This is a genomic window from Streptomyces sp. NPDC127038, from assembly GCF_042725875.1.
Classification (GTDB): Bacteria; Actinomycetota; Actinomycetes; order Streptomycetales; family Streptomycetaceae; genus Streptomyces.
This window is the reverse complement of the sequence record NZ_JBHXDQ010000046.1, coordinates 12,490-39,448: the sequence shown is the minus strand read 5'-3', so window position 1 is coordinate 39,448 and position 26,959 is coordinate 12,490. Positions and strand designations below refer to the sequence as shown.

Below are 26,959 nucleotides of genomic sequence, written 5' to 3'. Positions count from 1 at the left end.
AGGGAGCACCTTCATGGCCTCGTTGCCGAACCCGTCCCTTTCGTCCGGTCCTTCCGAAGGCCGGCAGCGAACCGACGCACTTCGAGAAGCCCTCGCCACCCGTGTCGTGGTGGCCGACGGCGCGATGGGCACCATGCTTCAGGCGCAGGACCCCACGCTCGAGGACTTCCAGGACCTCGAGGGCTGCAACGAGATCCTCAACATCACCCGCCCCGACATCGTGCGCTCCGTCCACGAGGCCTACTTCGAGGTCGGCGTCGACTGCGTCGAGACGAACACCTTCGGGGCGAACCACTCGGCGATGGCCGAGTACGACATCGCCGAGCGCGTCCACGAACTCTCCGAGGCGGGGGCCAGGATCGCCCGCGAGGTCGCCGACGCCTTCGGCGCCCGCGACGGCCGCCAGCGCTGGGTCCTCGGCTCGATCGGCCCCGGCACCAAGCTGCCCACGCTCGGCCACGTCTCCTACGGCACCCTGCGCGACGGCTTCCAGGCCAACGCCGAGGGCCTGCTCTCGGGCGGCGCCGACGCCCTGATCGTCGAGACCACCCAGGACCTGCTCCAGACCAAGTCCTCGATCCTCGGCGCGCACCGCGCCATGGAGGCGACCGGCGTCCGCGTGCCCCTGCTGGTCTCCATGGCCTTCGAGACCACCGGCACCATGCTGCTCGGCTCCGAGATCGGCGCCGCGCTGACCGCGCTGGAACCGCTCGGCATCGACATGATCGGCCTGAACTGCTCCACGGGCCCCGCCGAGATGAGCGAGCACCTGCGCTATCTCACCCGCCACTCCCGCATCCCCCTGCTGTGCATGCCCAACGCAGGCCTGCCCGTCCTGACCAAGGACGGCGCCCACTTCCCGCTCGACGCCGAGGGCCTCGCCGACGCCCAGGAGAACTTCGTACGGGACTACGGCCTCTCCCTGATCGGCGGCTGCTGCGGCACGACCCCCGAGCACCTGCGCCAGGTGGTCGAGCGGGTCAACGGCCTCACGCCCGCCGAGCGCAGCCCGCGGCCCGAGCCCGGCGCCGCCTCCCTCTACCAGACGGTCCCGTTCCGCCAGGACACCGCCTACATGGCGATCGGCGAGCGCACCAACGCCAACGGCTCGAAGAAGTTCCGCGAGGCCATGCTGGAGGCCCGCTGGGACGACTGCGTGGAGATGGCCCGCGACCAGATCCGCGAGGGCGCGCACATGCTCGACCTGTGCGTCGACTACGTGGGCCGCGACGGCGTCGCCGACATGGACGAACTCGCCGGCCGCTTCGCCACCGCCTCCACCCTGCCGATCGTGCTCGACTCCACCGAGGTCGAGGTCCTGCGCGCGGGACTGGAGCGCCTCGGCGGCCGAGCGGTCCTCAACTCCGTCAACTACGAGGACGGCGACGGCCCCGAGTCCCGGTTCGCCAAGGTCACCGGCCTCGCCCGCGAGCACGGCGCCGCGCTGATCGCCCTGACCATCGACGAGGAGGGCCAGGCCCGTACCGTCGAGACCAAGGTCGCCATCGCCGAACGGCTCATCGAGGACCTCACCGGCAACTGGGGCATCCACGAGTCCGACATCCTCATCGACTGCCTGACCTTCACCATCTGTACCGGCCAGGAGGAGTCCCGCAAGGACGGCATCGCCACCATCGAGGCGATCCGCGAGCTCAAGCGCCGCCGTCCCGACGTCCAGACCACGCTCGGCCTGTCCAACATCTCCTTCGGCCTCAACCCGGCCGCCCGCATCCTGCTCAACTCGGTCTTCCTCGACGAGTGCGTCAAGGCCGGCCTGGACTCGGCGATCGTCCACGCCTCGAAGATCCTGCCGATCGCCCGCTTCAGCGAGGAGGAGGTCACCACCGCACTCGACCTCATCCACGACCGGCGCGCCGAGGGCTACGACCCGCTCCAGAAGCTCATGGCCCTGTTCGAGGGCGCCACCACCAAGTCGCTCAAGGCGGGCAAGGCCGAGGAACTGGCCGCGCTCCCGCTGGACGAGCGCCTGAAGCGGCGGATCATCGACGGCGAGAAGAACGGCCTAGAGGCCGACCTCGCCGAGGCCCTCCAGGACCGGCCCGCCCTCGACATCGTCAACGAGACCCTGCTCGACGGCATGAAGGTGGTCGGCGAACTGTTCGGCTCCGGCCAGATGCAGCTGCCCTTCGTGCTCCAGTCCGCCGAGGTCATGAAGTCGGCCGTCGCCTACCTCGAACCCCACATGGAGAAGTCGGACGCCGAGGGCAAGGGCACCATCGTCCTGGCCACCGTCCGCGGCGACGTCCACGACATCGGCAAGAACCTCGTCGACATCATCCTGTCCAACAACGGCTACAACGTCGTCAACCTCGGCATCAAGCAGCCGGTCTCCGCGATCCTGGACGCCGCCGAGGAGCACAAGGCCGACGTCATCGGCATGTCGGGACTCCTGGTCAAGTCCACGGTGATCATGAAGGAGAACCTGGAGGAGCTGAACCAGCGGGGCCTGTCCGCCGACTACCCCGTCATCCTCGGCGGCGCGGCCCTGACCAGGGCCTACGTCGAACAGGACCTCCACGAGATCTACCAGGGAGAGGTCCGCTACGCCCGCGACGCCTTCGAGGGCCTGCGTCTGATGGACGCCCTCATCGGCGTCAAGCGCGGAGTCCCCGGCGCGGTCCTGCCCGAACTCAAGCAGCGCCGGGTGCGCGCGGCCGCCTCCGTGGTGACCGAGGAACGGCCGCAGGAGGGACACGTCCGCTCCGACGTCTCCGTCGACAACCCCGTACCGAAGGCCCCCTTCACCGGCACCCGCGTGATCAAGGGCATCCAGCTCAAGGAGTACGCCTCCTGGCTGGACGAGGGCGCCCTGTTCAAGGGCCAGTGGGGTCTCAAGCAGGCCCGCGCCGGTGACGGTCCCACCTACGAGGAGCTCGTCGAGACCGAGGGGCGGCCGCGGCTGCGCGGTCTGCTCGACCGGCTCCAGCGGGACAACCTGCTGGAGGCCGCCGTGGTCTACGGCTACTTCCCGTGCGTCTCCAAGGACGACGACCTGATCATCCTGGACGACCGCGGCAACGAGCGGACCCGTTTCACCTTCCCCCGCCAGAGCCGCGGCCGCCGGCTCTGCCTCGCCGACTTCTTCCGTCCCGAGGAGTCGGGGGAGACCGACGTGGTCGGCCTCCAGGTCGTCACCGTCGGCTCGCGCATCGGCGAGGAGACCGCCAAGCTCTTCGAGGCCAACGCCTACCGCGACTACCTCGAACTGCACGGCCTGTCCGTCCAGCTCGCCGAGGCCCTCGCCGAGTACTGGCACGCGCGCGTCCGCTCCGAGCTGGGCTTCGCGGGGGAGGACCCGGCCGCGATCGACGACATGTTCGCCCTGAAGTACCGCGGCGCCCGCTTCTCCCTCGGCTATGGCGCCTGCCCGAACCTGGAGGACCGCGCCAAGATCGCCGAGCTCCTCGAACCGGAGCGCATCGGCGTCCACCTCTCCGAGGAGTTCCAGCTCCACCCCGAGCAGTCGACCGACGCCATCGTCATCCACCACCCCGAGGCGAAGTACTTCAACGCACGGTGAGCGTCCCGGCGCGCCGTGGCACGCGGCACACAGCACGCTGATCGGATAAGTCGTACACTGGTCGGTCCATCGCAGGCCGGTCGTCCCCTGGCGTACAAGGGGACGGCCGGCCTGATCGTCCCTCAAGGAGGTGCGCCAGGATGACCAGTACGGTCCCCGCGCTCGGAACCCGTACGGCCGAAGGCTCAGCACTCCAGGCCGTGCTCCTCGACATGGACGGAACCCTGGTGGACACCGAGGGTTTCTGGTGGGACGTGGAGGTCGCGGTCTTCGCCGCGCTCGGGCACGCGCTGGACGACTCCTGGCGCCATGTGGTGGTCGGCGGCCCCATGACCCGCAGCGCGGGATTCCTCATCGAGGCCACCGGCGCCGACATCACCCTGCCGGAACTGTCCACCCTGCTCAACGACGGTTTCGAGGAGCGCATCGGGCACTCCCTGCCGCTGATGCCGGGCGCCGCCCGGCTGCTCGCCGAGCTCGCGGCGCACGAGATCCCCACCGCGCTGGTCTCGGCCTCGCACCGGCGGATCATCGACCGCGTCCTGGGCGCCATCGGGTCCCACTTCTTCGCCCTGACCGTCGCGGGCGACGAGGTCGAGCGGACCAAGCCGTTCCCCGACCCCTATCTCCTCGCGGCCGCGAGGCTCGGCGCCGAACCGGCGCGCTGCGCGGTCATCGAGGACACCTCGACCGGCGTCGCCTCCGCCGAGGCCGCGGGCTGCCAGGTGATCGCCGTGCCCTCGGTCGCCCCCATCGCCCCCGCCGCCCGCCGCACCGTGGTGGGGTCCCTGGAAGAGGTCGACCTGCCCTTTCTGCATCGTCTGATGACAAACCCCCACTGACCGATCACGGAACGTCGTCCGGCTCCGTACGCAGCGTGCCGAATCGCGTGCGGAGTCGAATACGTTGGAAATTCGTGACCGTTCCGTGTGGTAAGCGCGGGCGAGGGGCTTCCGGAATTCAAATCGGGCGGAACCAGTAATTCCGGTACGCCTCAATCAATTTTGCTGTGTGACGTTCGCCACGTGACTGAGGGTCGACAGTCGGACCGACTTGTGCACGCACCGCCCATTCGTGAAGACCTGGCGTGCCTTTGTGTCCCGATTGATGAAACCCTGCACTAATCCTTCCCGTGTCGGGTTATCAGTGTGTCCACGCCCGGTTTCGCAGCGTGAGCGGAAGACCGCTCCCACGACGGGTGGCCGACCTTGTGGTGCGGACTAATGTCATCGCCGAGAACATCGCCGTATCCCCGTGACCCGCCGCGCCACCCCTGCATGCCGGCTCGCGGAACCTACAGCTCTGGAGAAACACGAGCATGAACCGCAAGACTTTGGTGCTGCCGGCCGTGGTCGGCCTGCTCGCCCCAGTGCTCGCCGCCTGCGGCGGGTCCGCCGGCGGGGGCAACAGCGGCGATGCCATCGTTGTCGGTACCACGGACCAGTTCACCGCCTCGAAGGACGCCCCGGCGCCGTTCGACCCGGCGTACGCCTACGACGTCGGCACCTGGAACGTGCTCCGTCAGACCGTGCAGACGCTGATGGTCCAGCCCCGTGGTGACGGTGAGCCGCAGCCCGAGGCGGCCGAGAAGTGCGGCTTCACCGACAGCGGCAACGAGCGCTACGCGTGCACGCTGCGTCAGGGCCTGGAGTTCTCCAACGGTGACGCGATCACCGCCAAGGACGTCAAGTTCTCCATCGACCGTGCCCGCGCCATCAAGGCCGACTCCGGTGTGGCGGGCCTGCTGTCCACCATCGACACCGTCGAGACCCGCGGCGACCGCGAGGTGATCTTCCACCTCAAGATCGCCGACGCCACCTTCCCCTTCAAGCTGTCGACCCCCGTCGCGGGCATCATCAGCTCGAAGAACTACGAGAAGGACCACCTGCGCGACGGCTTCTCCGTCGACGGCTCCGGACCGTACACCGTGAAGATCGAGTCCAAGGACGACACCGTCACCCGGGCCGTCTTCACGAAGAACCCGCACTACACGGGACAGCTCAAGGTCAAGAACAACGCGGTCGAGCTGCGCTCCTTCGCGGACGCCGACACCATGGGCGCGGCTCTCGACAAGGGCGACATCGACCTGATGACGCGCTCGATGACGCCGGATCAGATCAACAAGCTGGACAACGCGTCCGGCGGCAACATCAACCTGAACGAGATGCCCGGTCTCGAAATCCGCTACCTGGCCTTCAACACCGACGCCCCGTCGGTGAAGTCCACGGCCGTCCGCCAGGCCATGGCGCAGGTCATCAACCGCGGTGAGCTCATCTCCAAGGTCTACGGTTCCCAGGCCGAGCCGCTCTACTCGCTCGTCCCGGCGACCATCACCGGCCACGCCAACGCCTTCTTCAACAAGTACGGCGACCCGAGCGTCAGCCGCGCCCAGTCGCTGCTCGCCAAGGCCGGCATCACCACCCCGGTCAAGATGACCCTGCACTACACGACCGACCACTACGGTGCGGTCACCGCGCAGGAGTTCGAGGTCCTGAAGAAGCAGCTGAACGCGACCGGTCTGTTCGACGTCAGCATCCAGGGCACCCCGTGGGCCAAGTTCCGTCCCGCCGAGCAGAAGGGCGCGTACGAGGTCTACGGCATGGGTTGGTTCCCCGACTTCCCGGACGCCGACAACTTCCTGGCGCCGTTCCTCGACAAGGGCAACTTCCTCGGTTCGCCCTACTCGAACCCGCGGATCATCAACAACCTGATCCCGGACTCCCGGCGCGAGGCCGACCGTCTCACCGCGTCCAAGAGCCTCACGACCATCCAGGACATCGTCGCCAACGACGTCCCGGTCATCCCGCTCTGGCAGGGCAAGCAGTACATCGCCGCGCGTGACGACATCACGGGTTCGGAGTGGGCGCTCAACTCCTCCTCCACCCTTCAGCTGTGGGAGCTCGGTCGCGGCATCAGCCAGTGACCGAACCGTCCGACCCGGGGCCGTGAGGCCCCGGGCCCGAACGCCGAAAGGGCGCCCGTTCCAGTGCGGAACGGGCGCCCTTTCGTACGCTCGCCGGGAAAGCGGGCCCGGCCGGCCCTGTGCTCACTGCGCGCCGGGCCGCACCAGACCGCTCTCGTACGCGTACACCGCGGCCTGCACCCGGTCGCGCAGCCCCAGCTTCGTCAGCACATGCCCGACATGCGTCTTGACCGTGGTCTCGCTGACGAACAGATCGGCCGCGATCTCCGCGTTCGACAGACCGCGCGCCACCAGCTTCAGCACCTCGACCTCACGGTCGGTCAGCGTGTGCAGCGTGTCCGGAACCGGCTCGTCCCCGGACGGCAGATGACCCGCGTACTTGTCCAGCAGCCGACGCGTGATGCTCGGCGCGAGCATCGCCTCGCCCGCCGCCACCACCCGGATCGCCTGCACCAGCTCATTGGCCGGCGCGTCCTTGAGAAGGAAACCGCTGGCACCGGCGCGGAGCGCCTCCACCACGTACTCGTCGAGGTCGAACGTCGTCAGCACCAGCACCTTCGCCGGACCGTCCCGGCCGGGTCCGGTGATCTGCCGCGTCGCCTCCACACCGTCCATCCGCGGCATGCGGATGTCCATCAGCACCACATCGGGCTGGAGCGCACGCACCTGATCGAGTGCCTGGAGACCGTCACCGGCCTCGCCGACGACCGCCAGATCCGGCTCCGCTTCCAGAATCATCCGGAAGCCGGTGCGCAGCAGCGGCTGGTCGTCGACCAGTAGGACGCGGATGGCCACGTGAGTCTCCTTCGCTAGTCCGGGCCCATTCTGCCCTGCTCACCCGCGCCCGACCCCGCCGCCCTGACCGGGAGCGGATATGCCGGGGGAGTACCACCGAATTCCGGACACACGGCCTGGTGGTCGCACCAGCCGCACAGCTTGGTGGGACGCGGCCGCCACTCACCCGTCTCCGTCGCCTCCCGGATCGCCTCCCACAGAGCGAGGAGCTTGCGCTCCACCCGCTCCAGGTCCCCGATCTCGGGGTCGTACGTCAGCACGTCACCGCTGCCCAGATAGACCAGCTGCAGACGGCGCGGGACCACCCGCTTCAGCCGCCACACCACCAGCGCGTAGAACTTCATCTGGAACAGGGCGCCCTCGGCGTACTCCGGCCGCGGCGCCTTGCCCGTCTTGTAGTCGACGATCCGGACCTCGCCCGACGGCGCCACATCGACCCGGTCGATGATCCCGCGCAGCGTCAGCCCGGAATCCAGCCGCGCCTCCACGAACAGCTCCCGCTCGGCCGGCTCGAGACGCGTCGGGTCCTCCAGCGTGAACCAGCGCTCCACCAGCCGCTCCGCCTCGGACAGCCAGCGGGCCAGCCGCTCACCCTCCGGGTCGTCCGCGAACAGCTCCACGACCTCGGGCTTCGACTCCCGCAGCCGGTCCCACTGCGCCGGGATCAACGACTTGGCGCGCGGTGCCGTCCGGTCCGCGGCCGGCGCGTCGAACAGCCGCTCAAGGACCGCGTGCACCAGGGTCCCCCTGGTCGCCGCCTCGCTCGGCTTCTCCGGCAGCTTGTCGATCACCCGGAACCGGTACAGCAAAGGACACTGCATGAAGTCACTCGCACGCGAGGGCGACAGCGAGGCGGGCGCGCGCGCGACCACGGGAGCCGGGAGGTCCACGACGCCCCCGCCGGTTCCGGCCGCGGCCACGACGGCTGCGCCGGGCACGGCCGGTTCTTCGGGCACGGCGCCCTCGGTGCTGGTTTCCATGACAACAGACCATACGGCCCGCCACCGACAGTGAACCTGTCCCGGCGGGCACGACGGCACGGAAAACAGAAGGGGTGCCGGGGCGGAACGCACCGCGACGGCCGCATACCATCGACCACAGACCCTCCCGCCCCGCATGCACCGGGGGGCGGGGGACGCTTCGAACGAGGGGACATCGTGGACGAGAGCGGCGGGAGCGGGCAGCCGCGGTCCGGCAGCGGCGAGACGGCCGAGCACCACGAGAGGCGTCCGGCCTCCACCGGTCCGGTCTCCGGCGCGCACCCCGGACCCGCAGGCCCCGAGACCACCGGGCCGGACGCCACGGGCCCCGATCACGACTCCCGGACACGGCCCGGCACGGACACCGGCACCGGAACCCGGCCCGAACCCGCCGCCGGCCCCGAGACCCCCGAGCACCCGTCCGCAGGCCCGGCGTCCCCGCCCGGCGGCCCCGCGTCCCCGGACGACACCGCCGCATCGGCTGCACCGGTCGCACCGGTCGCACCGGTCGCGCCCACCCGCGACCCGCTCGCGAAGGTCCCCGCCGTCACCGGGTCCACCGGCGCGGAGGCGTCCCGCGAAGAACCCACGGAGCCCTCCGAACCCACCGAGCCCTCCGGCCCCTCCGAGCCGTCCGACCCCTTCGGACCCGCCCACCCGGCCGACAACCGCGACGGGGGCCAGAACCAGGGTCAGGACCAGGGCCAGGAAGAACCCGGCAGCCCGCGCACCCGCGCCCGTACCGGCACCACCAAGGGACGCCCGCCCCGCCGACCCAAGGACCCCGGCGGCGGAATCCTCATGGGCCGCCCCTTCGGCGTCCCCGTGTACGTCGCCCCCAGCTGGTTCCTCGTCGCCGCCCTGATCACCTGGGTCTTCGGCGGCCAGCTCGACCGCGTCCTGCCCGACCTCGGCGCCGCCCGCTACCTCGTCTCCCTCTTCTTCGCCGTCGCCTTCTACGCCTCGGTCCTCGTCCACGAACTCGCCCACACCGTCGCCGCCCTCCGCTTCAAACTCCCGGTCCGCCGCATCCAGCTCCAGTTCTTCGGCGGCGTCTCCGAGATCGAGAAGGAGGCCGAGACCCCCGGCCGCGAGTTCGTCCTCGCCTTCGTCGGCCCCCTCCTCTCCCTCGTCCTGTCCGGCCTCTTCTACCTCGCCATGCTGCCCGTCGAGCCCGGCACCGTACCCGGCGTCCTGCTGGCCGGCCTGATGATCTCCAACCTCATCGTCGCCGCCTTCAACCTGCTCCCCGGCCTCCCCCTCGACGGCGGACGCATGCTCCGCGCCGTCGTCTGGAAGATCACCGGCAGGGCCATGAGCGGCACCGTCGCCGCCGCCTGGGTCGGCCGCGCCCTCGCCGTCTCCGTCCTCATCGGCCTGCCCCTGCTCACCCAGTCCTCGGCACTCGGCGCGGCCCCCGAGAACACCAGCAGCATGGACACCGTCACCGACGCCCTCCTCGCCGCCATCCTCGCGGCGATCATCTGGACCGGCGCCGGCAACAGCCTCCGCATGGCCCGCCTGCGCGAACACCTCCCGGAACTGCGCGCCCGCTCCCTCACCCGCCGCGCCGTCCCCGTCGAGACCACCACCCCGCTCTCCGAAGCGCTCCGCCGCGCCAACGACGTCGGCGCCCGCGCCCTGGTCGTCGTCGACGCCGACGGCGAACCCCTCTCCCTGGTCCGCGAGGCCGCCATCGTCGGCGTCCCCGAACACCGCCGCCCCTGGGTCGCCGTCAGCGGCCTCGCCCAGGACCTCACCGACGGCATGCGCGTCTCCGCCGAACTGGCCGGGGAAGACCTCCTCGACGCCCTGCGCGCCAGCCCCGCCACCGAATACCTCGTCGTCGAGGACTCCGGCGAGATCTACGGCGTCCTGTCCGCCGCCGACGTGGAACGCGCCTTCGTCAAGGCCATGGCCCGCCCCTCCTGACCGTGGTCGGCGGCCCCGCCCGGGACCGGTAGGCTGTTCACATGTCCGAACCGACCGGTGCCGCCCGCAGGCGCGGGCCCTTCAAGGTCGGGGACCAGGTTCAGCTGACCGACCCCAAGGGCCGCCACTACACGTTCACGCTCGAGGCCGGGAAGAACTTCCACACCCACAAGGGTTCCTTCCCCCACGACGAGCTGATCGGCGCTCCCGAGGGCAGCGTTGTCCGCACCACGGGGAACGTCGCCTATCTCGCGCTGCGCCCCCTGCTCCCCGACTACGTCCTGTCCATGCCCCGCGGCGCCGCCGTGGTCTACCCCAAGGACGCGGGGCAGATCCTGGCCTTCGCCGACATCTTCCCCGGCGCCCGCGTCGTTGAAGCGGGGGTCGGCTCCGGCTCGCTGAGCAGCTTCCTGCTGCGCGCCATCGGCGACCAGGGCATGCTGCACTCTTACGAGCGCCGCGAGGACTTCGCCGAGATCGCCCAGCAGAACGTGGAGCGCTACTTCGGCGGACCCCACCCCGCCTGGCAGCTCACCGTCGGCGACCTCCAGGACAACCTGAGCGACACCGACGTCGACCGGGTCATCCTCGACATGCTCGCTCCCTGGGAATGCCTGGAGTCCGTCTCCAAGGCGCTCGTCCCCGGCGGCATCCTCTGCTGCTACGTGGCGACCACCACCCAGCTCGCGCGGACCGTCGAGTCGATCCGCGAGATCGGCTGCTTCAACGAGCCGACCGCCTGGGAATCGATGATCCGCAACTGGCACATCGAGGGCCTGGCCGTCCGCCCGGACCACCGCATGATCGGCCACACCGGCTTCCTGCTCACCGCCCGCCGCCTCGCGGACGGCGTCGAGCCGCCCATGCGCCGCCGCCGCCCCGCCAAGGGCGCGTACGGCGAGGACTACGCTGGCCCGAACGCCGACGGCGGCTCCGCCCGCTGACGTACCCAACGCACCACACCTGTGGCCGAGTTCCCGGACCCCTCCGGGAACTCGGCCACAGCGCTTTTCCGTTGACGCACCACCAGAAGCCGCCGCACGGACCGCCGTCACGACGACGGACCGCGTCCGGGATGCCCCATGCCGCGGAGGCCCGAGGTCGCGGGCGGCCCCGACGAGGCGGCCCCCCGATGCCCCACCGACGGGCGGCACACCCCCTGCCGCACACCCTCCGCGGCCCTTACCCAGGCCCCGTCGGCGGGCCGCTCCGTGAGAGCCGCCCGGGGCCGCGCGGCGGGGCGCCGACGGCTCGGGTCGCCCGGTCGCACCCACGCGCCCGCTCCCCGGGCTGCCTCACCCCACGTCCGCGCGCGGAGCCCCCGGCGACCGATCGCGGCCGGTGCGCGGGTCCGACGGCCGACCCGGTCACTGCCGGTGAGCGCGATCTTTCGGCCCCGCTCATGGCCGACGCACAGCACTTCCACGGGCCGGTCATGGCTGATACGCAGGCTGTCCTGTGACCCGGTCCTGGCAGATGCGCGAGCTGTCCCGCGACCCAGGCATGGCTGATGTGCGGGCTGTCCCGTGGCCCAGGCATGGCTGATACGCGGGCTGCCCTGTGGCCCAGGCATGGCCGGTGCGCGGGCCGCTCCGTGGCCCAGGCGTGACCGATGCGCAGGCCCCCGGCCGTCCCGGACAGTGGCGCCGCGGCGATGTCGCCGGGGCCGCCGACGGACCCCCGCGCAAACTCCGGAGGAACTCCTCATGAGTCCGGACCCCGCCGTTCCACCAGGCTGTGACGTGTGGCACCATGCGGGACACCCACCCCACCGGCACAGCCCTCGCGGGAGACACCCCTAGTGCAGCATTCCGTTGTCCCGGAACTGGCGCATACGCAGACCAGCCCCATCCAGTGGGTCGCCACTGCCACCGCCATCGCCGGAGTCGTGGCCCTCTCCTCGGTCGTCCATCCCGACCCGGCGAGAGCGGCCCAGCCCGGCGCCGCACCGAAGACGGCCACGGCCACCGCGGCCGCCCCCGACCCGGCCGGCGTGGACTACCCGATCGTCTGCGGGCCCACCAAGGTCCTCGTGGAGAAGCACGCCTCCGGGGACCTGGACGGCGACGGCCGCCCCGAGACCGTCGCCGTCGTGCGCTGCGACGCCGGCTCGGGCACCCCGCCCAACGGTGTCTACGTCCTCACCCGGGCCGAGGGCGCCGAGCGGCCCCGGGTCGTGGCGACCCTGGTCGACCCCAAGGACCGGCTCAGCGTCACGGACTTCGCGGTGCGCGACGGAGCCGTCACCGCCACGCTCCTCGGCTACTCCTCGGCCGACGTACCGAGTTGCTGCCCCGACCTGAAGCAGGACGCCAAGTGGCAGTGGAAGAACGGCGTGTTCATCCGCTCGACGCCGTCCGAAGCACTCGGTGCCTGAACGCGCCCCCGGCGCGTGACCCGAACAAAAAAGAACACCCTCCGCGGCGCGGAGGGTGTCGTCAACCGGTCACGGGGTGACGCGGGGTGCCCGTGAGGTCACTCCGCGTCGGGCCCGAAGACTTCGACCTTGTCCGAAACGCGACGGACATGGATGCAGTCACCCGGACACTCCTTCGCCGAGTCCACCACGTCGCTCAGAAGCGGCAGGGGTACGGGCGTTGTGGCGCCCACCGCCTGGAGGAGCTCGTCCTCGGGGCTCTTCACGTACGCCAGACCGTCGATGTCCAGCTCAAAGACCTCGGGCGCGTACTGGACGCAGATCCCGTCGCCGGTACAGAGATCCTGGTCGATCCAGACCTCAAGCGCCTCGCCGCTGACTCCGGCCTCCTGCTGCACGGTCATTTCTCCTGCCGTTTTCTGCGTCGAGCGAACCGAAGACTGGGGAATCGGGCCAGCTCTGACGGGTGTTGAACACTTCGACCCTACCTCCGCCCGCTTCCCAATCATGTTCGGTGGGTATTCCCCTGGCGTGAGGGAGAGCGCAAGGGTGAAGATCGGACACACCCCGACAGTCTTTGTGATCTAGGGGTTTCAATCGACACCCACCCAGGTAGGGTCTGGAAGCGTCCAGCTCCCCTTGGAGGAGGTGAGGACCGTGGCAGCCCACGACGACGACATGAACCGCGGCATCCGCCCGGGAAGAGGGTCCGATGACCCCGCCGGGCAGATTGCCTACCTTGAGCAGGAGATCGCCGTCCTGCGACGCAAGCTCGCCGACTCTCCGCGTCACACGAGGATTCTCGAAGAGCGGATCGTCGAGTTGCAGACCAACCTGGCAGGCGTGTCCGCACAGAACGAACGACTGGCGAACACGCTCCGTGAGGCCCGCGACCAGATCGTGGCCCTCAAGGAGGAGGTCGACCGGCTCGCACAGCCGCCGGCCGGCTTCGGAGTCTTCCTCACGGCGAACGAGGACGGCACCGCCGACATCTTCACCGGGGGCCGCAAGCTCCGGGTGAACGTCAGCCCCAGCGTCGAGCTCGACGAGCTCAGGCGCGGCCAGGAAGTGATGCTCAACGAAGCTCTCAACGTGGTCGAGGCCATGGAGTACGAGAGCGTCGGCGACATCGTCACCCTCAAGGAGATCCTGGAGGACGGCGAGCGCGCCCTCGTCCAGGGACACACCGACGAGGAACGAGTGGTCCGGCTCGCCGAACCACTCCTGGACGTCACCATCCGTCCCGGAGACGCCCTGCTCCTCGAACCCCGTTCCGGCTACGTCTACGAGATCGTTCCCAAGAGCGAGGTCGAGGAACTCGTCCTCGAAGAGGTCCCGGACATCGGCTACGAGCAGATCGGCGGTCTGGGCGGCCAGATCGAGATGATCCGCGACGCGGTCGAGCTCCCGTACCTCTACCCGGACCTCTTCAAGGAACACGAGCTGCGGCCCCCCAAGGGAGTCCTGCTCTACGGGCCCCCCGGATGCGGAAAGACGCTCATCGCCAAGGCCGTGGCCAATTCACTGGCCAAGAAGGTCGCCGAGGTGACCGGACAGGCCACCGGCAAGAGCTTCTTCCTCAACATCAAGGGCCCCGAGCTCCTGAACAAGTACGTCGGCGAGACCGAACGGCAGATCCGCCTGGTCTTCCAGCGTGCCCGGGAGAAGGCCAGCGAGGGCACACCCGTCATCGTCTTCTTCGACGAGATGGAGTCCCTCTTCCGCACCCGCGGATCCGGCGTCAGCTCGGACGTGGAGAACACCATCGTCCCGCAGCTCCTCGCCGAGATCGACGGTGTCGAAGGCCTGCAGAACGTGGTCGTGATCGGAGCCTCGAACCGCGAGGACATGATCGACCCCGCCATCCTGAGGCCCGGCCGGCTCGACGTGAAGATCAAGATCGAGCGTCCGGACGCCGAAGCGGCCAAGGACATCTTCCAGAAGTACCTCACCGAACGCCTCCCCCTGCACTCCGAGGACGTCGGGGAGCACGGCGGCGACAAGGCGGCCACCGTCCACGGCATGATCCAGACCGCCGTGGAACAGATGTACGCCGAATCCGAGGAGAACCGCTTCCTGGAGGTCACCTACGCCAACGGTGACAAGGAAGTCCTCTACTTCAAGGACTTCAATTCCGGCGCCATGATCGAGAACATCGTGGGCCGCGCCAAGAAGATGGCCATCAAGGACTTCTTGGAGCACAGCCAGAAGGGCCTCCGGGTCTCCCACCTCCTCCAGGCGTGCGTGGACGAGTTCAAGGAGAACGAGGACCTGCCGAACACCACCAACCCCGACGACTGGGCCAGGATCTCCGGAAAGAAGGGCGAACGGATCGTTTACATCCGAACGCTCATCACCGGAAAGCAGGGCGCGGACACGGGACGCTCCATCGACACGGTGGCCAACACCGGTCAGTACCTGTAAAAGACAGGGCGGCTGCGGGTGCCCTTCACGGGGTGTCCGCAGCCGCCTGCTTTTCCGGTCACGGCCGGACCACAGCAATGACGCAAATGATCTCCCCACCAGCGCAGAGGCGTTCTAGGCTCTTTCGTACCGCCGAGTCGCGCAGTGCGGGGACGGGCACCGCACACGCACCGGAGCGCCAGCGGTACTTGAGCAGCGCCCCCGACCGAGGGCGCCGCCGGGCAAGGAGGGCCGCATGACCGTACGGCGAGTAATGGGCATCGAGACGGAGTACGGGATCTCCGTCCCCGGTCACCCCAACGCCAATGCCATGCTCACCTCGTCCCAGATCGTCAACGCCTACGCGGCGGCGATGCACCGGGCGCGCCGCGCCCGCTGGGACTTCGAGGAGGAGAACCCGCTGCGGGACGCGCGAGGCTTCGACCTCGCCCGGGAGACCGCCGACGCCAGCCAGCTCACCGACGAGGACATCGGCCTGGCCAATGTCATCCTCACCAACGGTGCACGGCTGTACGTCGACCACGCACACCCGGAATACAGCTCCCCCGAAGTCACCAACCCGCGCGACGCCGTCCTGTGGGACAAGGCCGGCGAGCGCATCATGGCCGAGGCCGCGGACCGGGCGGCCCAGCTCCCCGGCGCCCAGCCGATCCACCTCTACAAGAACAACACCGACAACAAGGGCGCCTCCTACGGCACGCACGAGAACTACCTGATGAAGCGGGAGACCCCCTTCTCGGACATCGTGCGCCACCTCACGCCGTTCTTCGTCTCACGCCAGGTCGTCACCGGAGCGGGCCGCGTCGGCATCGGCCAGGACGGGCACGAGCACGGCTTCCAGCTCAGTCAGCGCGCCGACTACTTCGAGGTCGAGGTCGGCCTGGAGACCACCCTCAAGCGCCCCATCATCAACACCCGCGACGAACCCCACGCCGACGCGGAGAAGTACCGCCGGCTCCACGTGATCATCGGGGACGCGAACCTCTCCGAGATCTCGACCTACCTCAAGCTCGGCACGACGGCCCTGGTCCTCTCCATGATCGAGGACGGCTTCATCGCCGTCGACCTGGCCGTCGACCAGCCCGTACGCACCCTCCACCAGGTCTCCCACGACCCGACCCTCAAGCGCCTCGTCACCCTCCGCAGCGGCCGCACACTCACCGCCGTGCAGCTCCAGATGGAGTACTTCGAGCTCTCGCGCAAGTACGTGGAGGAGCGGTTCGGGGCCGACGCCGACGAACAGACCAAGGACGTCCTCCTGCGCTGGGAGGACACCCTGAACCGCCTGGAGAACGACCCCATGAGCCTCTCCGGGGAGCTCGACTGGGTCGCCAAGCGGGAACTCATGGAGGGCTACCGGCGCCGGGACGACCTCGACTGGGACGCCGCCCGGCTGCACCTGGTCGACCTCCAGTACGCCGACGTGCGGGCCGAGAAGGGCCTCTACAACCGTCTGGCCGCCCGCGGCAAGATGAAGCGCCTGCTGGACGAGAACGAGGTCGAGCGGGCCCGTACGACCCCGCCGGAGGACACCCGTGCCTACTTCCGCGGACGCTGCCTCGAGCAGTACGCGGACGACGTCGCGGCGGCCTCCTGGGACTCGGTGATCTTCGATCTGCCCGGCCGGGACTCGCTCCAGCGCGTTCCAACCCTGGAGCCCCTTCGCGGAACGCGTAATCACGTCAAGGAGCTCCTGGACCGCTGCCGCACGGCGGAGGACCTGGTCAGGGTGCTGTCGGGCAATTGAGCTTCCGCCCGGACGGCACACGCCGGACAGGGTGGAATACCCGGCGTTACGGGAATCATCGAGGTGGTCCCCGTACGTTGTGGCAACTGCGGGGCCGATGTCGGACCCTGCTTGTAGGGTCTGATCAAGAACGTCGAACCGAGCGGGGTGAGGGTTATGGCGACCAAGGACACCGGCGGCGGACAGCAGAAGGCGACGCGTTCCACCGAGGAGGTCGAGGAACAGTCGCAGGACGCGAAGAGCACCGACGACCTCAAGGAACGCCAGGAAAAGCTGAGCGACGACGTCGACTCGGTTCTTGACGAAATTGACGATGTACTCGAGGAAAACGCCGAGGATTTCGTGAGGTCCTTCGTGCAAAAAGGCGGCGAGTAGAGCAATTTCGCACCCCTAGCCTTCGAACCGAAGGTTGCGGGGGATTGGGGTGACAGGCGATCTGAACGTGAAACATTGCACGGGATGTCGGCGCGACCTGCCTCTTGAGGCGTTCGCGGGCGACAGGAACCGGCGCGATGGCCTCCAGCCGCGGTGCCGGGAGTGCGTGGCGAAGTACAGCGCCGCGCACTACCGGCGCCGCCGGGAGGCCATGGGCAAGCCGGTGCGGGAGAAGGTGGATGTTCCGGCCGGGCACAAGCTCTGTCGGACGTGCGGTGAGGTGAAGCCGCACGACGAATGGCATCGGAACGCCACCGCATCGGACGGGCTGTCCACACGGTGCAAGGCGTGCCGGGCAGTTCGGGGGCGGCAGGACCATCTGAAGCGTCAGTACGGCATCACCGAAGCCGAGCGTGACGAGCTGATCGCTTCTCAAGGGGGCGTCTGCTGCATATGTTTGTCAGCCCCGGCGGCGCATGTGGATCACTGCCACGAGACGGGTAGTGTCCGAGGCGTACTGTGCTTCAGCTGCAATGCCGCACTGGGGCAGTTCAAGGATCGGCCCGATGCCATAAGGCGGGCTGCCGCATACGTGGAAGGAAACGCGTGGAAGCCAACACTCGTAGCACCGGGCGTCTACCGGCTGCCTTCCTGACGCCCGGTTCCTCGTCCTTCATGGACTTCCTGTCCGAGCACCAGCCGGAGATGCTCCCGGGCAAGCGGCAACTGCCGCCCGTCCAGGGCGTGATCGAGGCCCCGCACGGCACGACGATCGTCGCCGTCACGTTCCCCGGCGGAGTCGTCCTCGCCGGCGACCGGCGGGCCACGATGGGCAACGTCATCGCCCAGCGCGACATCGAGAAGGTGTTCCCGGCCGACGAGTACTCCGCGGTGGGCATCGCCGGCACGGCGGGCCTGGCCGTGGAGATGGTGAAGCTGTTCCAGCTGGAGCTGGAGCACTTCGAGAAGGTGGAGGGCGCCCAGCTCTCCCTGGAGGGCAAGGCGAACCGCCTGTCCACGATGATCCGTTCCAACCTCGGCATGGCCATGCAGGGCCTCGCCGTGGTCCCCCTCTTCGCCGGCTACGACGTCGACCGCGGCAGGGGCCGCATCTTCTCCTACGACGTCACCGGCGGCCGCTCCGAGGAGCACGGCTACGCGGCCACGGGCTCCGGCTCGATCTTCGCGCGCGGCGCCATGAAGAAGCTCTACGCCAAGGATCTGACGGAGGACCAGGCCACGACGCTGGTCATCCAGGCCCTCTACGACGCGGCCGACGACGACTCGGCGACCGGTGGTCCCGATGTCGCGCGCCGGATCTACCCGATCGTCACCGTGATCACCGAGAGCGGCTTCCGCCGGCTCACCGACGAGGAGTCCTCCGAGATCGCCCGCGTGATCCTGGAGGCGCGGCTCCAGCAGCCCGACGGGCCGCGTGCCGCGCTGTACTGAAGACCCGTCTCTCCCAGGTGATCCAGTGACTTCGACAGAAAGGGACGGATAGCCGGTGTCGACGCCGTTCTATGTCTCACCCCAGCAGGCGATGGCGGACCGGGCGGAGTACGCCCGCAAGGGCATCGCCCGTGGCCGCAGCCTGGTCGTGCTCCAGTACGCCGACGGCATCGTGTTCGTCGGCGAGAACCCGTCCCGCGCGCTGCACAAGTTCAGCGAGATCTACGACCGGATCGGCTTCGCGGCCGCCGGCAAGTACAACGAGTACGAGAACCTGCGGATCGGCGGTGTGCGGTACGCCGATCTGCGCGGCTACACGTACGACCGTGACGACGTGACCGCCCGTGGTCTGGCGAACGTGTACGCGCAGACGCTGGGCACCATCTTCTCGTCGGCGGCGGAGAAGCCGTACGAGGTGGAGCTGGTGGTCGCCGAGGTCGGCGAGACGCCGGACGGCGACCAGATCTACCGGCTGCCGCACGACGGTTCCATCGTGGACGAGCACGGTTCGGTCGCCGTGGGCGGCAACGCCGAGCAGATCAGCACGTACCTGGACACCCAGCACCGGGACGGCATGTCGCTGGCCGAGGCGCTGAAGCTGGCCGTCCAGTCGCTGTCCCGGGAGCCGAACGGCGGCGAGCGGGAGATCCCGGCGGAGCGTCTCGAGGTGGCGGTGCTCGACCGTACGCGGCCGCAGCAGCGCAAGTTCAAGCGGATCGTGGGCCGTCAGCTGTCCCGGCTTCTGGAGGTCGGGGGAGCGGAGACCGCCACGGAGGCGGAGGACGCCGACGACGACGAGTGAGTTTCGCGCTCGGACCGCGTACCCGTTCGACGGGTGATCGCGGGGAAGGGGGCCGCTCCGGTGCAGACCGGCGCGGCCCCCTTCCGTATGCCCGGCAGACGGCAGACGGCAGACGGCTGACGCTAAAGGCTGGCGGGAAGAGGGAGGTCGTGGGCCGCTCTAGAGGCCTGGAGGGGCCGTGGAGCCCCGGACGACCAGCTCGACGGGGATGTCCTCCCCCGAAGGCGTGCGGCCGTCCAGGACGGCCAGGAGGGCCTTCATGCCCTGCTCGCCGAACCGTTCCGCGTCGAGGCGGACCGTGGTGAGCTCGGGGTCCAGGGCGCGGGCCAGGGCGAGGTCGTCGAGTCCGGTGATGGAGATGTCGTCGGGGATGCGCAGACCGAGGCGGCGGGCGGCCTTGTAGGCGCCGGCGGCGAGTTTGTCGTCGTCGCAGATGACCGCGGTGGGCCGGGGGCCCGGGGCGGACAGGGCCGTGTGGGCGGCGGCGAGCGCGTCCTCGAAGGAGATGGGCGCGTGGGCGACGCGCAGGCTGGTGCCGGGGACCTCGACGAGGCAGGAGGCGATCTCGCGGCCGCGCACCTCGAAGGTCCAGGACGGGATGTCGGCGGCGAGGTGCAGGAAGCGGCGGTGGCCGAGCCCGAGGAGGTGGTCGGTGACCTGGCGCACGCCGTCGGCGATGTCGAGGTTGACGGTGGCGGCGCCCTGGCTGCCGGCGGGGTCGCTGTCGAGCATGACCAGGGGGAGCTGGTCGCCGCGGATGGCGGTGAGGGCGTCGGCGGCCATGGAGGAGGCGAGGACGCCGTCGAGGGCGGCCTGCGCGGAGCCGAAGGGGTCGCGGGCGGGGCCGATGCCCTCGGGGGAGGGGTAGAGGACGACTCCGAAGCCGTGCTCGGAAGCGACGCGGGCGGCGCCGGTGTAGACGCCGGCGAAGAACTCGGTGGTGAGCGCGGGGACGACCAGCAGGACGGTGCGGGTGCGGCCGAGCCGGAGGTTGCGGGCGGCCAGGTTGGGGCGGTAGCCGAGTTCCTGGGCGGCGTCGCGTACGCGTTCGGCGGTGGCGGGGGAGACGCGTCCGCGCCACTTGTCGCCGAGCACGAGGGACACGGCGGCCTGGGAGACCCCGGCGGCCTCGGCGACGTCCCGGCTGGTGGGGCGCGTACTACCTCTTGCCACCGTGTGCCTGCTCCTTCGTCTGGACTCGCGGTCAGCGCACATGGTACGTATTGAGGAGGACGTTATACGTAACACCTCGACGTCACGCACTACCGGAAGGGCACGCCATGGCTGCGGGATACCTGGAGATCCTGAGGGCGAGGCACGCCACCCGGCTGCTCGTCGGGACGCTGGTGGGACGGCTGCCCAACGCGACCGCGGCCATCGCCGTCGTGCTGTTCGTGCGGGCCGAGGGCGGCACGTACAGCCTGGCGGGCGCGCTCGCGGCCGTCTACGGGGTGGCCAACGCGGTGGGGCAGCCCCTGCTCGGCCGGCTGGTGGACCTCCACGGCCAGCCCCGGGTGCAGCTGCCCGCGGCGGTCGTCTCCGCGCTCGGCATGACGGTCTTCGCGCTGGCCGGTACGGACCCGGTGGCGCTGGCCTGTGCCGCGATGGCCGTGGCCGGACTCTTCACGCCGCCCCTGGAGGGCGGCCTGCGGGCGCTGTGGCCCTCGGTGCTGCGCGAGGAGGAGCAGGTGCACACCGCGTACGCGATGGACGCGGTGGCGCAGGAAGTCCTGTTCACCGTCGGGCCGTTGTTCGTGACGCTGTGCGTGTCGCTGTGGTCCGCGCAGGCCGCCCTGCTGATCCTGGGCGTCATCGGTGTCCTGGGCGCCCTCTCCGTGGTCCTCTCGGAGCCCTCGCGCGCGTGGCGTTCGGCGCCCCGCGAGGCGCACTGGCTGGGCGCGCTGCGCTCGCCTGGACTGCTGGCCCTGCTGGGCGCCTTCCTGTTCATCGGGATCGCGCTCGGCTCGATCACGGTCGCGGCGCTGTCGTACGCCGACGCGCACGGCGGGGACACGGTGTACGGCTGGCTGATGGCGGGCATCGGGCTCGGCGCGCTGTGCGGCGGTGTGGTCTACGGGGCGCGCAGCTGGGGCGGGGCGCCGGAGCGGCGACTGCGGGTGCTGGTGGGCCTTCTGGCGGTGTGTTACGTCCCGCTGACGCTGGTGCCCGGTCCGGTCGCGATGACGGCTCTGGCCACGCTCGCCGGGGTGTTCCTCGCGCCGAGCATCGCGTGCGCGTTCGTCCTGGTGGACCGGCACGCTCCGGCCGGCACCGTCACCGAGGCCTTCTCCTGGCTCGTGACCACGTTCACCGTGGGCGCCTCGGTCGGGACGGCCCTCGCGGGACCGGTGGTCGAGTGGGGCGGGGCGGGGCGGGGCTTCGCCGTTCCGGGGGTCGCGGGTGCCGCCGCGCTGGTGGTTCTGCTGGCCACGGGCCGGGTCCTCGCGGCCCCCGGAAGGGGCGAGGTTGTTGCGGCGTCATCGGAAAATGATCCAAACCGAGCCGTCGAACCCCGTTTCAGCTCAGGGGATCGGGCGTAATGTTCAGTCATGGACCGCCGCATTTTCGGGCTGGAGAACGAGTACGGCGTCACGTGTACGTTCAGGGGACAGCGCCGGCTGTCTCCCGACGAGGTGGCGCGGTACCTCTTCCGCCGTGTCGTGTCATGGGGCCGCAGCAGCAATGTCTTTCTGCGGAACGGTGCCCGCCTTTATCTCGACGTGGGATCACATCCGGAATACGCCACACCCGAGTGTGACAACGTGACGGAGCTCGTCACCCACGACAAGGCCGGCGAGCGCATTCTCGAAGGTCTCCTGGTGGACGCCGAACGACGCCTGCACGAGGAAGGAATCGCGGGCGACGTCTATCTGTTCAAGAACAACACCGACTCGGCCGGAAACTCCTATGGATGCCACGAGAACTATCTGGTGGCCCGGCACGGGGAGTTCTCACGGCTCGCGGACATCCTCATTCCCTTCCTCGTCACGCGGCAGCTGCTGTGCGGCGCGGGCAAGGTGCTCCAGACCCCGCGCGGTGCCGTGTACTGCGTCAGCCAGCGGGCCGAGCACATCTGGGAGGGCGTCAGTTCGGCGACGACCCGGTCCCGGCCCATCATCAACACGCGTGACGAGCCGCACGCGGACGCCGAGCGGTACCGCCGTCTGCACGTCATCGTCGGCGACTCGAACATGTCCGAGACGACGATGCTCCTCAAGGTCGGTGCCACGGATCTCGTGCTGCGCATGATCGAGGCGGGCACGGTCATGCGGGACCTCACCCTGGAGAACCCCATCCGGGCGATCCGCGAGGTCAGCCATGACATCACGGGCCGGCGCAAGGTGCGTCTGGCCAGCGGCCGTGAGGCCTCCGCGCTGGAGGTGCAGCGCGAGTACTACGAGAAGGCCGTGGACTTCTGCGAGCGCCGCGGCATCCGCACGGGGACGGTCGAACAGGTCCTCGAACTGTGGGGCCGTACGCTCGACGCGATCGAGGCCGAGGACCTCGACCGGATCGGCACGGAGATCGACTGGGTCATGAAGTACCAGCTCATCGAGCGGTACCGGGCCAAGCACAACATGACCATGTCGCACCCCCGGGTCGCGCAGATAGACCTCGCATATCACGACATCCACCGACGTCGTGGTCTGTACTACCTTCTGGAGCGGAAGGGGCAAGCCGCCCGGATCTGCAACGACTTGAAGATCTTCGAGGGCAAGTCGGTGCCGCCGCAGACCACTCGGGCCCGGCTGCGCGGCGACTTCATCCGGCGGGCCCAGGAGCAGCGGCGGGACTTCACCGTCGACTGGGTCCATCTGAAGCTCAACGACCAGGCCCAGCGCACGGTGTTGTGCAAGGACCCGTTCCGTTCGGTGGACGACCGGGTCGAGAAGCTGATCGCCGGAATGTGAGCCGGGCGTTCCGCGCGTGACGCGGAACGCAACGCGGGGCGCCGTACGTTTTCCGTACGGCGCCCTTCTCACGTCGTAGAGTTGCGCGCACGCCATCAACCAAGATCGACCGATACGAGGCTCCCACCGTGCGCCGACGCTCACTCCTTCTCTCCGTACCCGCTGGACTGGTCACACTCGCCGGATGCGGTGACGACGGCAAGTCAGACACGGCGAAGTCCAGCAGCAGCCCGTCGCCCTCGGCCTCGGCCGCGGCTTCCGCGCCGCCCCCGCCGAAGATCGTCGACGGTCCGCTGCCGGCGATCACCGCCGGCACGAAGTTCGGTGAGAAGCCGACCGTGGCCAAGGGTCCGGGGGAGCCGTCGAAGGACCTGGCGGTCCGCACGGTGATCGCGGGCAACGGCACGACGGTCGCGGAGAACGACTACATCCAGGCCAACTACCTGGGGCAGATCTGGTCCACGGCGAAGGTCTTCGACAACTCCTACGACCGGGGCACGCCGCTGGTGATCCAGCTGGCCCAGGGCGGGATCATCGACGGCTGGCGCTACGGTCTGATCGGCAAGAAGGCCGGCAGCCGTGTGGAGATGTCGGTCCCCCCGACCTGGGGCTACGGCTCGTCGGGCAACGCGCAGGCGGGCATCAAGGGCACCGACACGCTGGTGTTCGTGGTGGACATCCAGGACACGTTCAACGCCAAGAGCTCCGCGAAGGGCAAGGACGTCCCGCAGAAGGACTCCTCGCTGCCGACGGTCGGCACGAACACGGACGGCTCGGCTCCCAAGATCACGGTGCCGAAGAAGACCGCTCCGACGAAGCTCGTGGCGAACTACGTGATCGAGGGCGACGGTCCCGAGGTCAAGGCGGACAGCACGGTCCTGGTGCAGTACGAGGGTGTGCTGTGGGACAGCGGCAAGGAGTTCGACTCCACGTACAAGCGGGGTCAGCTGACCTCGTTCTCCCTGCAGCAGGTCGTCAAGGGCTGGGCGCAGGGGCTGACGGGCAAGAAGGTCGGCAGCCGCGTCCTGATCGTCATCCCGCCGGCGCTGGGCTACGCCGACAACCCGCCGGCCGGCAGCGGTATCAAGAAGGACTCCACCCTCGTCTTCTCGGTCGACATCCTGGCGAAGATGTAACCCCTCCGGGGATGCAAGACTGTCCGTGTTGTCCTTACGTACACAAGCAGGAGCAAAGACGTGAGCATCGAGAAGCCCGAGATCGATTTCCCCGAGGGCGAGCCGCCGGCGGACCTTGAGATCAAGGACCTCTGGGAGGGTGACGGCGCCGTGGCCGAGGCGGGCCAGAACGTCACGGTGCACTACGTGGGTGTGTCGTTCAGCACGGGTGAGGAGTTCGACGCGAGCTGGAACCGGGGCGCCCCGTTCAAGTTCCCGCTCGGCGGCGGCCGTGTCATCAAGGGCTGGGACCGTGGCGTGCAGGGCATGAAGGTCGGTGGCCGTCGCCAGCTGACCATCCCCGCCCACCTCGCCTACGGCGACCAGAGCCCCACCCCGGCGATCAAGCCCGGTGAGACGCTGATCTTCGTGGTCGACCTGATCGCGGTCTGATCACGGCGGACCGGATCCGGCCTGGATCCGATCATCCGAGGCCCATGCCCGTCCGGGCATGGGCCCTCGGCTTTTGCCGCGACACTTCTGAGCGGTACGGTCATCGGTCGGAAGCACCATAGGAAGGGCATCGATGGCCATTGCCAAGGCCGAGCGGCTGATGAACCTCGCACTGTGTCTGCTCGGGACGCGGCGGCCGCTCAGCAAGCGGGAACTCCGCGAGTCCATCGAGGCCTATCTGGAAGCCGGATCGGACGACAGCTTCAACCGGATGTTCGAGCGGGACAAGGACGATCTGCGTGAACTCGGCCTGGTCATCGAGACGGTGGAGAACCTCGACGGCGAGGTCGGCTACCTGGCCCGCCGCGACAGCAACCGGCTGCCGCCGATCACCCTCGACGCCGAGGAGGCCGCGGCCCTGGGCCTGGCGGCCAAGGTCTGGCAGCAGGCCCGGCTGGCGGGCGCCGCGAGCGGCGCGCTCCAGAAGCTGCGCGCCGCGGGCCTGCCCGAGGACGTGGACCCCTACGGATCCCACGGCGCCCTCGAACCCCACATCCCCGTCCACGAGGCCGCCTTCGAGCCCCTGATGCTCGCCTGCCGCGACCGGCGCCCGGTCGTCTTCGACTACCGCAAGGCCAACGCCGCGCAGCCCGGGACCCGGCACGTGGAGCCCTGGGCCCTGGAGTGCTGGCGCGGCCACTGGTATCTCGCGGGCTTCGACCGCGACCGGGGGGCGGAGCGCGTCTTCCGGCTCTCCCGGATCACCGGCAAGGTCCGCGCGCGTGCGGGCCGCTACACCGCCGAGGTCCCCGACGTCGTCACCGTGCGTGAGACGGTGGCCGGCTGGGCGGGGGAGATCACCGACCGCTCGGCGCTCATCCGGCTGCGGGCCGGCGCGGGCTACCCGCTGCGCGCCAAGGCCGTCTCCGTCCGGGAACTGGGCGGTGGCTGGGACGAGCTGGAGATTCCGTACGGGCACGGGCTGGACGCCTGGCTCGTCGAGTTCGGGCCGGACGTCGTGGTCGTGGAACCCGCCGAACTGCGGGCCGATGTGATCGACCGGCTGCGTTCCGTGGCCAAGGGCTGAGGGGGAGAGAAAGAACGTGGCAGGAAAACCGGCCAGGCCCGCGAACGCGATCGACCAGACCCGGCGGATGCTCTCCCTGGTGACCTATCTGCGCGAGCGTCCCGGCGCGCGCGTCGGGGACGTCGCCCGTGCCTTCGGGATCACCGAGGACGAACTGATCTCCGACCTGGACGTCCTGCCGCTGTGCGGGACGAGTTTCCGCGGCGGGGATCTCCTCGACATCGACACCGACGGCGACCGGATCTGGTGGCACAACCCCGACGACGTCGCCGCGCCGCTGCGGATCGCCGCCGACGAGGCGACCGCGCTGCTGGTGGCCGCCCGCGCGGTGTCCACCCTGCCGGGTCTGCGCGAGGGCGACCGGCAGGCGCTGCTGCGGGCCACCGCCAAGGTGGAGGCCGCGTCGGGCGAGGCGGCGGGCGCCAGCTCCCGGCTGTCGGTGACCTTCGAGTCCGAGGGCGGGGTCTTCGCCGACGTGGACCGGGCGATCTCCGAGCGGCGGCGGCTGTGGATCCGCTACTACTCGCCCTCGCGCGACGAGCTCAGCGAGCGCGAGATCGACCCGATCCGTCTGGTGACCGTGGGTCACACCTATGTGGAGGCCTGGTGCCGCCGCTCGGAGGCGCGCCGCACCTTCCGGCTCGACCGGGTCGCCGAGATCCGCATCCTCGACGAGCCGTCCGCGCCGCCCGAGATCGAACTGCGGGACCTGTCCGAGGGGCTCGTCCAGCCCGCGGCCGAGGACCCGGAGGTGGTCGTCGAGGTCGGCCCCGGCGGGCGCTGGGTCGCCGAGTACTACCCGCACGACAGCGCGGATGAGCTGCCGGACGGCGGGCTGCGTATCACCTTGCGGACACCCGACCCCGCCTCGCTGCGGCGGCTGGCCCTGCGTCTCGGCGGTGACGGCCGGATCGTCTCGCCGCAGGCGCTCGCGGACAGCGCGCGCGCCGCGGCCCGTGAGGCGCTCGCCGCCTACGACGGGCCGGAGGGGCTCGCGGACGTCCGGGACAGACCGTACGAGGGGCGGGAGCAAGGGCTTTGAGGA

Annotated in this window: 22 protein-coding genes; 18 read left to right on the top strand and 4 right to left on the bottom strand. The window is 69.6% G+C overall.

Annotated features, from left to right (window positions below; all coding sequences use genetic code 11):
- Positions 1 to 13 precede the first annotated feature (13 nt).
- From metH to ACFWI4_RS27370, 3 genes are all read left to right on the top strand, one after another.
- Positions 14 to 3,541, top strand: a complete 3,528-nt coding sequence (gene metH / locus ACFWI4_RS27380; RefSeq protein WP_385403765.1) for a methionine synthase — start codon at positions 14 to 16, stop codon at positions 3,539 to 3,541.
- A 140-nt stretch (positions 3,542 to 3,681) separates the two neighbouring features.
- A complete protein-coding gene (locus tag ACFWI4_RS27375; protein ID WP_387201147.1) occupies positions 3,682 to 4,383 on the top strand; it encodes an HAD family hydrolase in 702 nt (233 codons plus the stop codon).
- Between the two features lie 476 nt (positions 4,384 to 4,859).
- Positions 4,860 to 6,464 carry an ABC transporter substrate-binding protein gene (locus ACFWI4_RS27370; RefSeq protein ID WP_387201144.1) on the top strand — a complete coding sequence of 535 codons (1,605 nt, stop codon included), beginning with the start codon at positions 4,860 to 4,862 and terminating at the stop codon, positions 6,462 to 6,464.
- 123 nt (positions 6,465 to 6,587) lie between these two features.
- Here ACFWI4_RS27370 and ACFWI4_RS27365 read toward each other — a convergent pair whose 3' ends face one another.
- Both ACFWI4_RS27365 and ACFWI4_RS27360 read right to left on the bottom strand, forming a co-directional pair.
- Positions 6,588 to 7,259: a response regulator transcription factor gene (locus ACFWI4_RS27365; protein ID WP_037628456.1), complete on the bottom strand. Its 672-nt coding sequence runs from the start codon at positions 7,257 to 7,259 to the stop codon at positions 6,588 to 6,590.
- Positions 7,260 to 7,273: 14 nt separating this feature from the next.
- A complete protein-coding gene (locus tag ACFWI4_RS27360) occupies positions 7,274 to 8,239 on the bottom strand; it encodes a RecB family exonuclease (protein WP_387201141.1) in 966 nt (321 codons plus the stop codon).
- A gap of 177 nt (positions 8,240 to 8,416) precedes the next feature.
- On the opposite strand from ACFWI4_RS27360, the gene ACFWI4_RS27355 reads away from it, so the two are divergent.
- The 3 genes from ACFWI4_RS27355 to ACFWI4_RS27345 all read left to right on the top strand — a co-directional run bounded on the left by ACFWI4_RS27355 (position 8,417) and on the right by ACFWI4_RS27345 (position 12,548).
- Positions 8,417 to 10,171: a site-2 protease family protein gene (locus tag ACFWI4_RS27355; RefSeq protein WP_387201138.1), complete on the top strand. Its 1,755-nt coding sequence runs from the start codon at positions 8,417 to 8,419 to the stop codon at positions 10,169 to 10,171.
- 41 nt (positions 10,172 to 10,212) lie between these two features.
- Positions 10,213 to 11,115, top strand: a complete 903-nt coding sequence (locus tag ACFWI4_RS27350; RefSeq protein WP_385403752.1) for a tRNA (adenine-N1)-methyltransferase — start codon at positions 10,213 to 10,215, stop codon at positions 11,113 to 11,115.
- Between the two features lie 857 nt (positions 11,116 to 11,972).
- Positions 11,973 to 12,548 carry a hypothetical protein gene (locus ACFWI4_RS27345; RefSeq protein WP_387201135.1) on the top strand — a complete coding sequence of 192 codons (576 nt, stop codon included), beginning with the start codon at positions 11,973 to 11,975 and terminating at the stop codon, positions 12,546 to 12,548.
- Between the two features lie 98 nt (positions 12,549 to 12,646).
- On the opposite strand, the gene ACFWI4_RS27340 is transcribed toward ACFWI4_RS27345, so the two are convergent.
- On the bottom strand, positions 12,647 to 12,952 hold the full coding sequence (locus ACFWI4_RS27340; protein WP_365732639.1) for a ferredoxin: 306 nt from the start codon (positions 12,950 to 12,952) through the stop codon (positions 12,647 to 12,649).
- Positions 12,953 to 13,205: 253 nt separating this feature from the next.
- Between ACFWI4_RS27340 and arc the strand changes: the two genes are divergently transcribed.
- The 6 genes from arc (at position 13,206) to prcA (ending at position 19,348) form a co-directional block, all read left to right on the top strand.
- Positions 13,206 to 14,972: a proteasome ATPase gene (arc, locus tag ACFWI4_RS27335; protein WP_103553742.1), complete on the top strand. Its 1,767-nt coding sequence runs from the start codon at positions 13,206 to 13,208 to the stop codon at positions 14,970 to 14,972.
- 235 nt (positions 14,973 to 15,207) lie between these two features.
- Positions 15,208 to 16,719, top strand: a complete 1,512-nt coding sequence (dop, locus tag ACFWI4_RS27330) for a depupylase/deamidase Dop (RefSeq protein WP_385403746.1) — start codon at positions 15,208 to 15,210, stop codon at positions 16,717 to 16,719.
- Between the two features lie 156 nt (positions 16,720 to 16,875).
- Positions 16,876 to 17,094 carry a ubiquitin-like protein Pup gene (locus ACFWI4_RS27325; RefSeq protein WP_103553744.1) on the top strand — a complete coding sequence of 73 codons (219 nt, stop codon included), beginning with the start codon at positions 16,876 to 16,878 and terminating at the stop codon, positions 17,092 to 17,094.
- Positions 17,095 to 17,260: 166 nt separating this feature from the next.
- A complete protein-coding gene (locus ACFWI4_RS27320; protein ID WP_385403743.1) occupies positions 17,261 to 17,749 on the top strand; it encodes an endonuclease VII domain-containing protein in 489 nt (162 codons plus the stop codon).
- On the top strand, positions 17,701 to 18,546 hold the full coding sequence (prcB, locus tag ACFWI4_RS27315) for a proteasome subunit beta (protein WP_387201129.1): 846 nt from the start codon (positions 17,701 to 17,703) through the stop codon (positions 18,544 to 18,546). The genes ACFWI4_RS27320 and prcB overlap by 49 nt, the downstream gene beginning before the upstream one ends.
- 55 nt (positions 18,547 to 18,601) lie before the next feature.
- Positions 18,602 to 19,348 carry a proteasome subunit alpha gene (gene prcA / locus ACFWI4_RS27310; protein WP_385403738.1) on the top strand — a complete coding sequence of 249 codons (747 nt, stop codon included), beginning with the start codon at positions 18,602 to 18,604 and terminating at the stop codon, positions 19,346 to 19,348.
- Positions 19,349 to 19,507: 159 nt separating this feature from the next.
- Here the strand turns inward: prcA and ACFWI4_RS27305 are convergent, their stop codons facing one another.
- A complete protein-coding gene (locus ACFWI4_RS27305; RefSeq protein ID WP_385403736.1) occupies positions 19,508 to 20,521 on the bottom strand; it encodes a LacI family DNA-binding transcriptional regulator in 1,014 nt (337 codons plus the stop codon).
- 107 nt (positions 20,522 to 20,628) lie between these two features.
- Between ACFWI4_RS27305 and ACFWI4_RS27300 the strand changes: the two genes are divergently transcribed.
- The 6 genes from ACFWI4_RS27300 (at position 20,629) to ACFWI4_RS27275 (ending at position 26,956) form a co-directional block, all read left to right on the top strand.
- Complete coding sequence (locus ACFWI4_RS27300) at positions 20,629 to 21,888, top strand: MFS transporter (RefSeq protein WP_385403734.1); 1,260 nt, start codon at positions 20,629 to 20,631, stop codon at positions 21,886 to 21,888.
- A 9-nt stretch (positions 21,889 to 21,897) separates the two neighbouring features.
- On the top strand, positions 21,898 to 23,259 hold the full coding sequence (gene pafA, locus ACFWI4_RS27295; RefSeq protein WP_007499792.1) for a Pup--protein ligase: 1,362 nt from the start codon (positions 21,898 to 21,900) through the stop codon (positions 23,257 to 23,259).
- A gap of 128 nt (positions 23,260 to 23,387) precedes the next feature.
- Complete coding sequence (locus ACFWI4_RS27290) at positions 23,388 to 24,395, top strand: FKBP-type peptidyl-prolyl cis-trans isomerase (RefSeq protein ID WP_387201123.1); 1,008 nt, start codon at positions 23,388 to 23,390, stop codon at positions 24,393 to 24,395.
- A 60-nt stretch (positions 24,396 to 24,455) separates the two neighbouring features.
- Positions 24,456 to 24,827 (top strand): FKBP-type peptidyl-prolyl cis-trans isomerase, encoded by a 372-nt coding sequence (locus ACFWI4_RS27285; RefSeq protein WP_385403729.1) that lies wholly within the window; start codon positions 24,456 to 24,458, stop codon positions 24,825 to 24,827.
- A gap of 133 nt (positions 24,828 to 24,960) precedes the next feature.
- Positions 24,961 to 25,914, top strand: a complete 954-nt coding sequence (locus tag ACFWI4_RS27280) for a helix-turn-helix transcriptional regulator (RefSeq protein ID WP_387201120.1) — start codon at positions 24,961 to 24,963, stop codon at positions 25,912 to 25,914.
- A 16-nt stretch (positions 25,915 to 25,930) separates the two neighbouring features.
- Positions 25,931 to 26,956: a helix-turn-helix transcriptional regulator gene (locus ACFWI4_RS27275; protein ID WP_387201117.1), complete on the top strand. Its 1,026-nt coding sequence runs from the start codon at positions 25,931 to 25,933 to the stop codon at positions 26,954 to 26,956.
- Positions 26,957 to 26,959: the final 3 nt, after the last annotated feature.

Coding starts and splice junctions, on each gene's coding strand:
- ACFWI4_RS27325 (WP_103553744.1), top strand. CDS start 16,876: ATGGCGACCAAGGACACCGGCGGCGGACAGCAGAAGGCGACGCGTTCC.
- ACFWI4_RS27360 (WP_387201141.1), bottom strand. CDS start 8,239: ATGGAAACCAGCACCGAGGGCGCCGTGCCCGAAGAACCGGCCGTGCCC.
- ACFWI4_RS27300 (WP_385403734.1), top strand. CDS start 20,629: ATGGCTGCGGGATACCTGGAGATCCTGAGGGCGAGGCACGCCACCCGG.
- ACFWI4_RS27340 (WP_365732639.1), bottom strand. CDS start 12,952: ATGACCGTGCAGCAGGAGGCCGGAGTCAGCGGCGAGGCGCTTGAGGTC.
- dop (WP_385403746.1), top strand. CDS start 15,208: ATGACCGTACGGCGAGTAATGGGCATCGAGACGGAGTACGGGATCTCC.
- ACFWI4_RS27375 (WP_387201147.1), top strand. CDS start 3,682: ATGACCAGTACGGTCCCCGCGCTCGGAACCCGTACGGCCGAAGGCTCA.
- ACFWI4_RS27370 (WP_387201144.1), top strand. CDS start 4,860: ATGAACCGCAAGACTTTGGTGCTGCCGGCCGTGGTCGGCCTGCTCGCC.
- pafA (WP_007499792.1), top strand. CDS start 21,898: ATGGACCGCCGCATTTTCGGGCTGGAGAACGAGTACGGCGTCACGTGT.
- ACFWI4_RS27280 (WP_387201120.1), top strand. CDS start 24,961: ATGGCCATTGCCAAGGCCGAGCGGCTGATGAACCTCGCACTGTGTCTG.
- ACFWI4_RS27350 (WP_385403752.1), top strand. CDS start 10,213: ATGTCCGAACCGACCGGTGCCGCCCGCAGGCGCGGGCCCTTCAAGGTC.
- metH (WP_385403765.1), top strand. CDS start 14: ATGGCCTCGTTGCCGAACCCGTCCCTTTCGTCCGGTCCTTCCGAAGGC.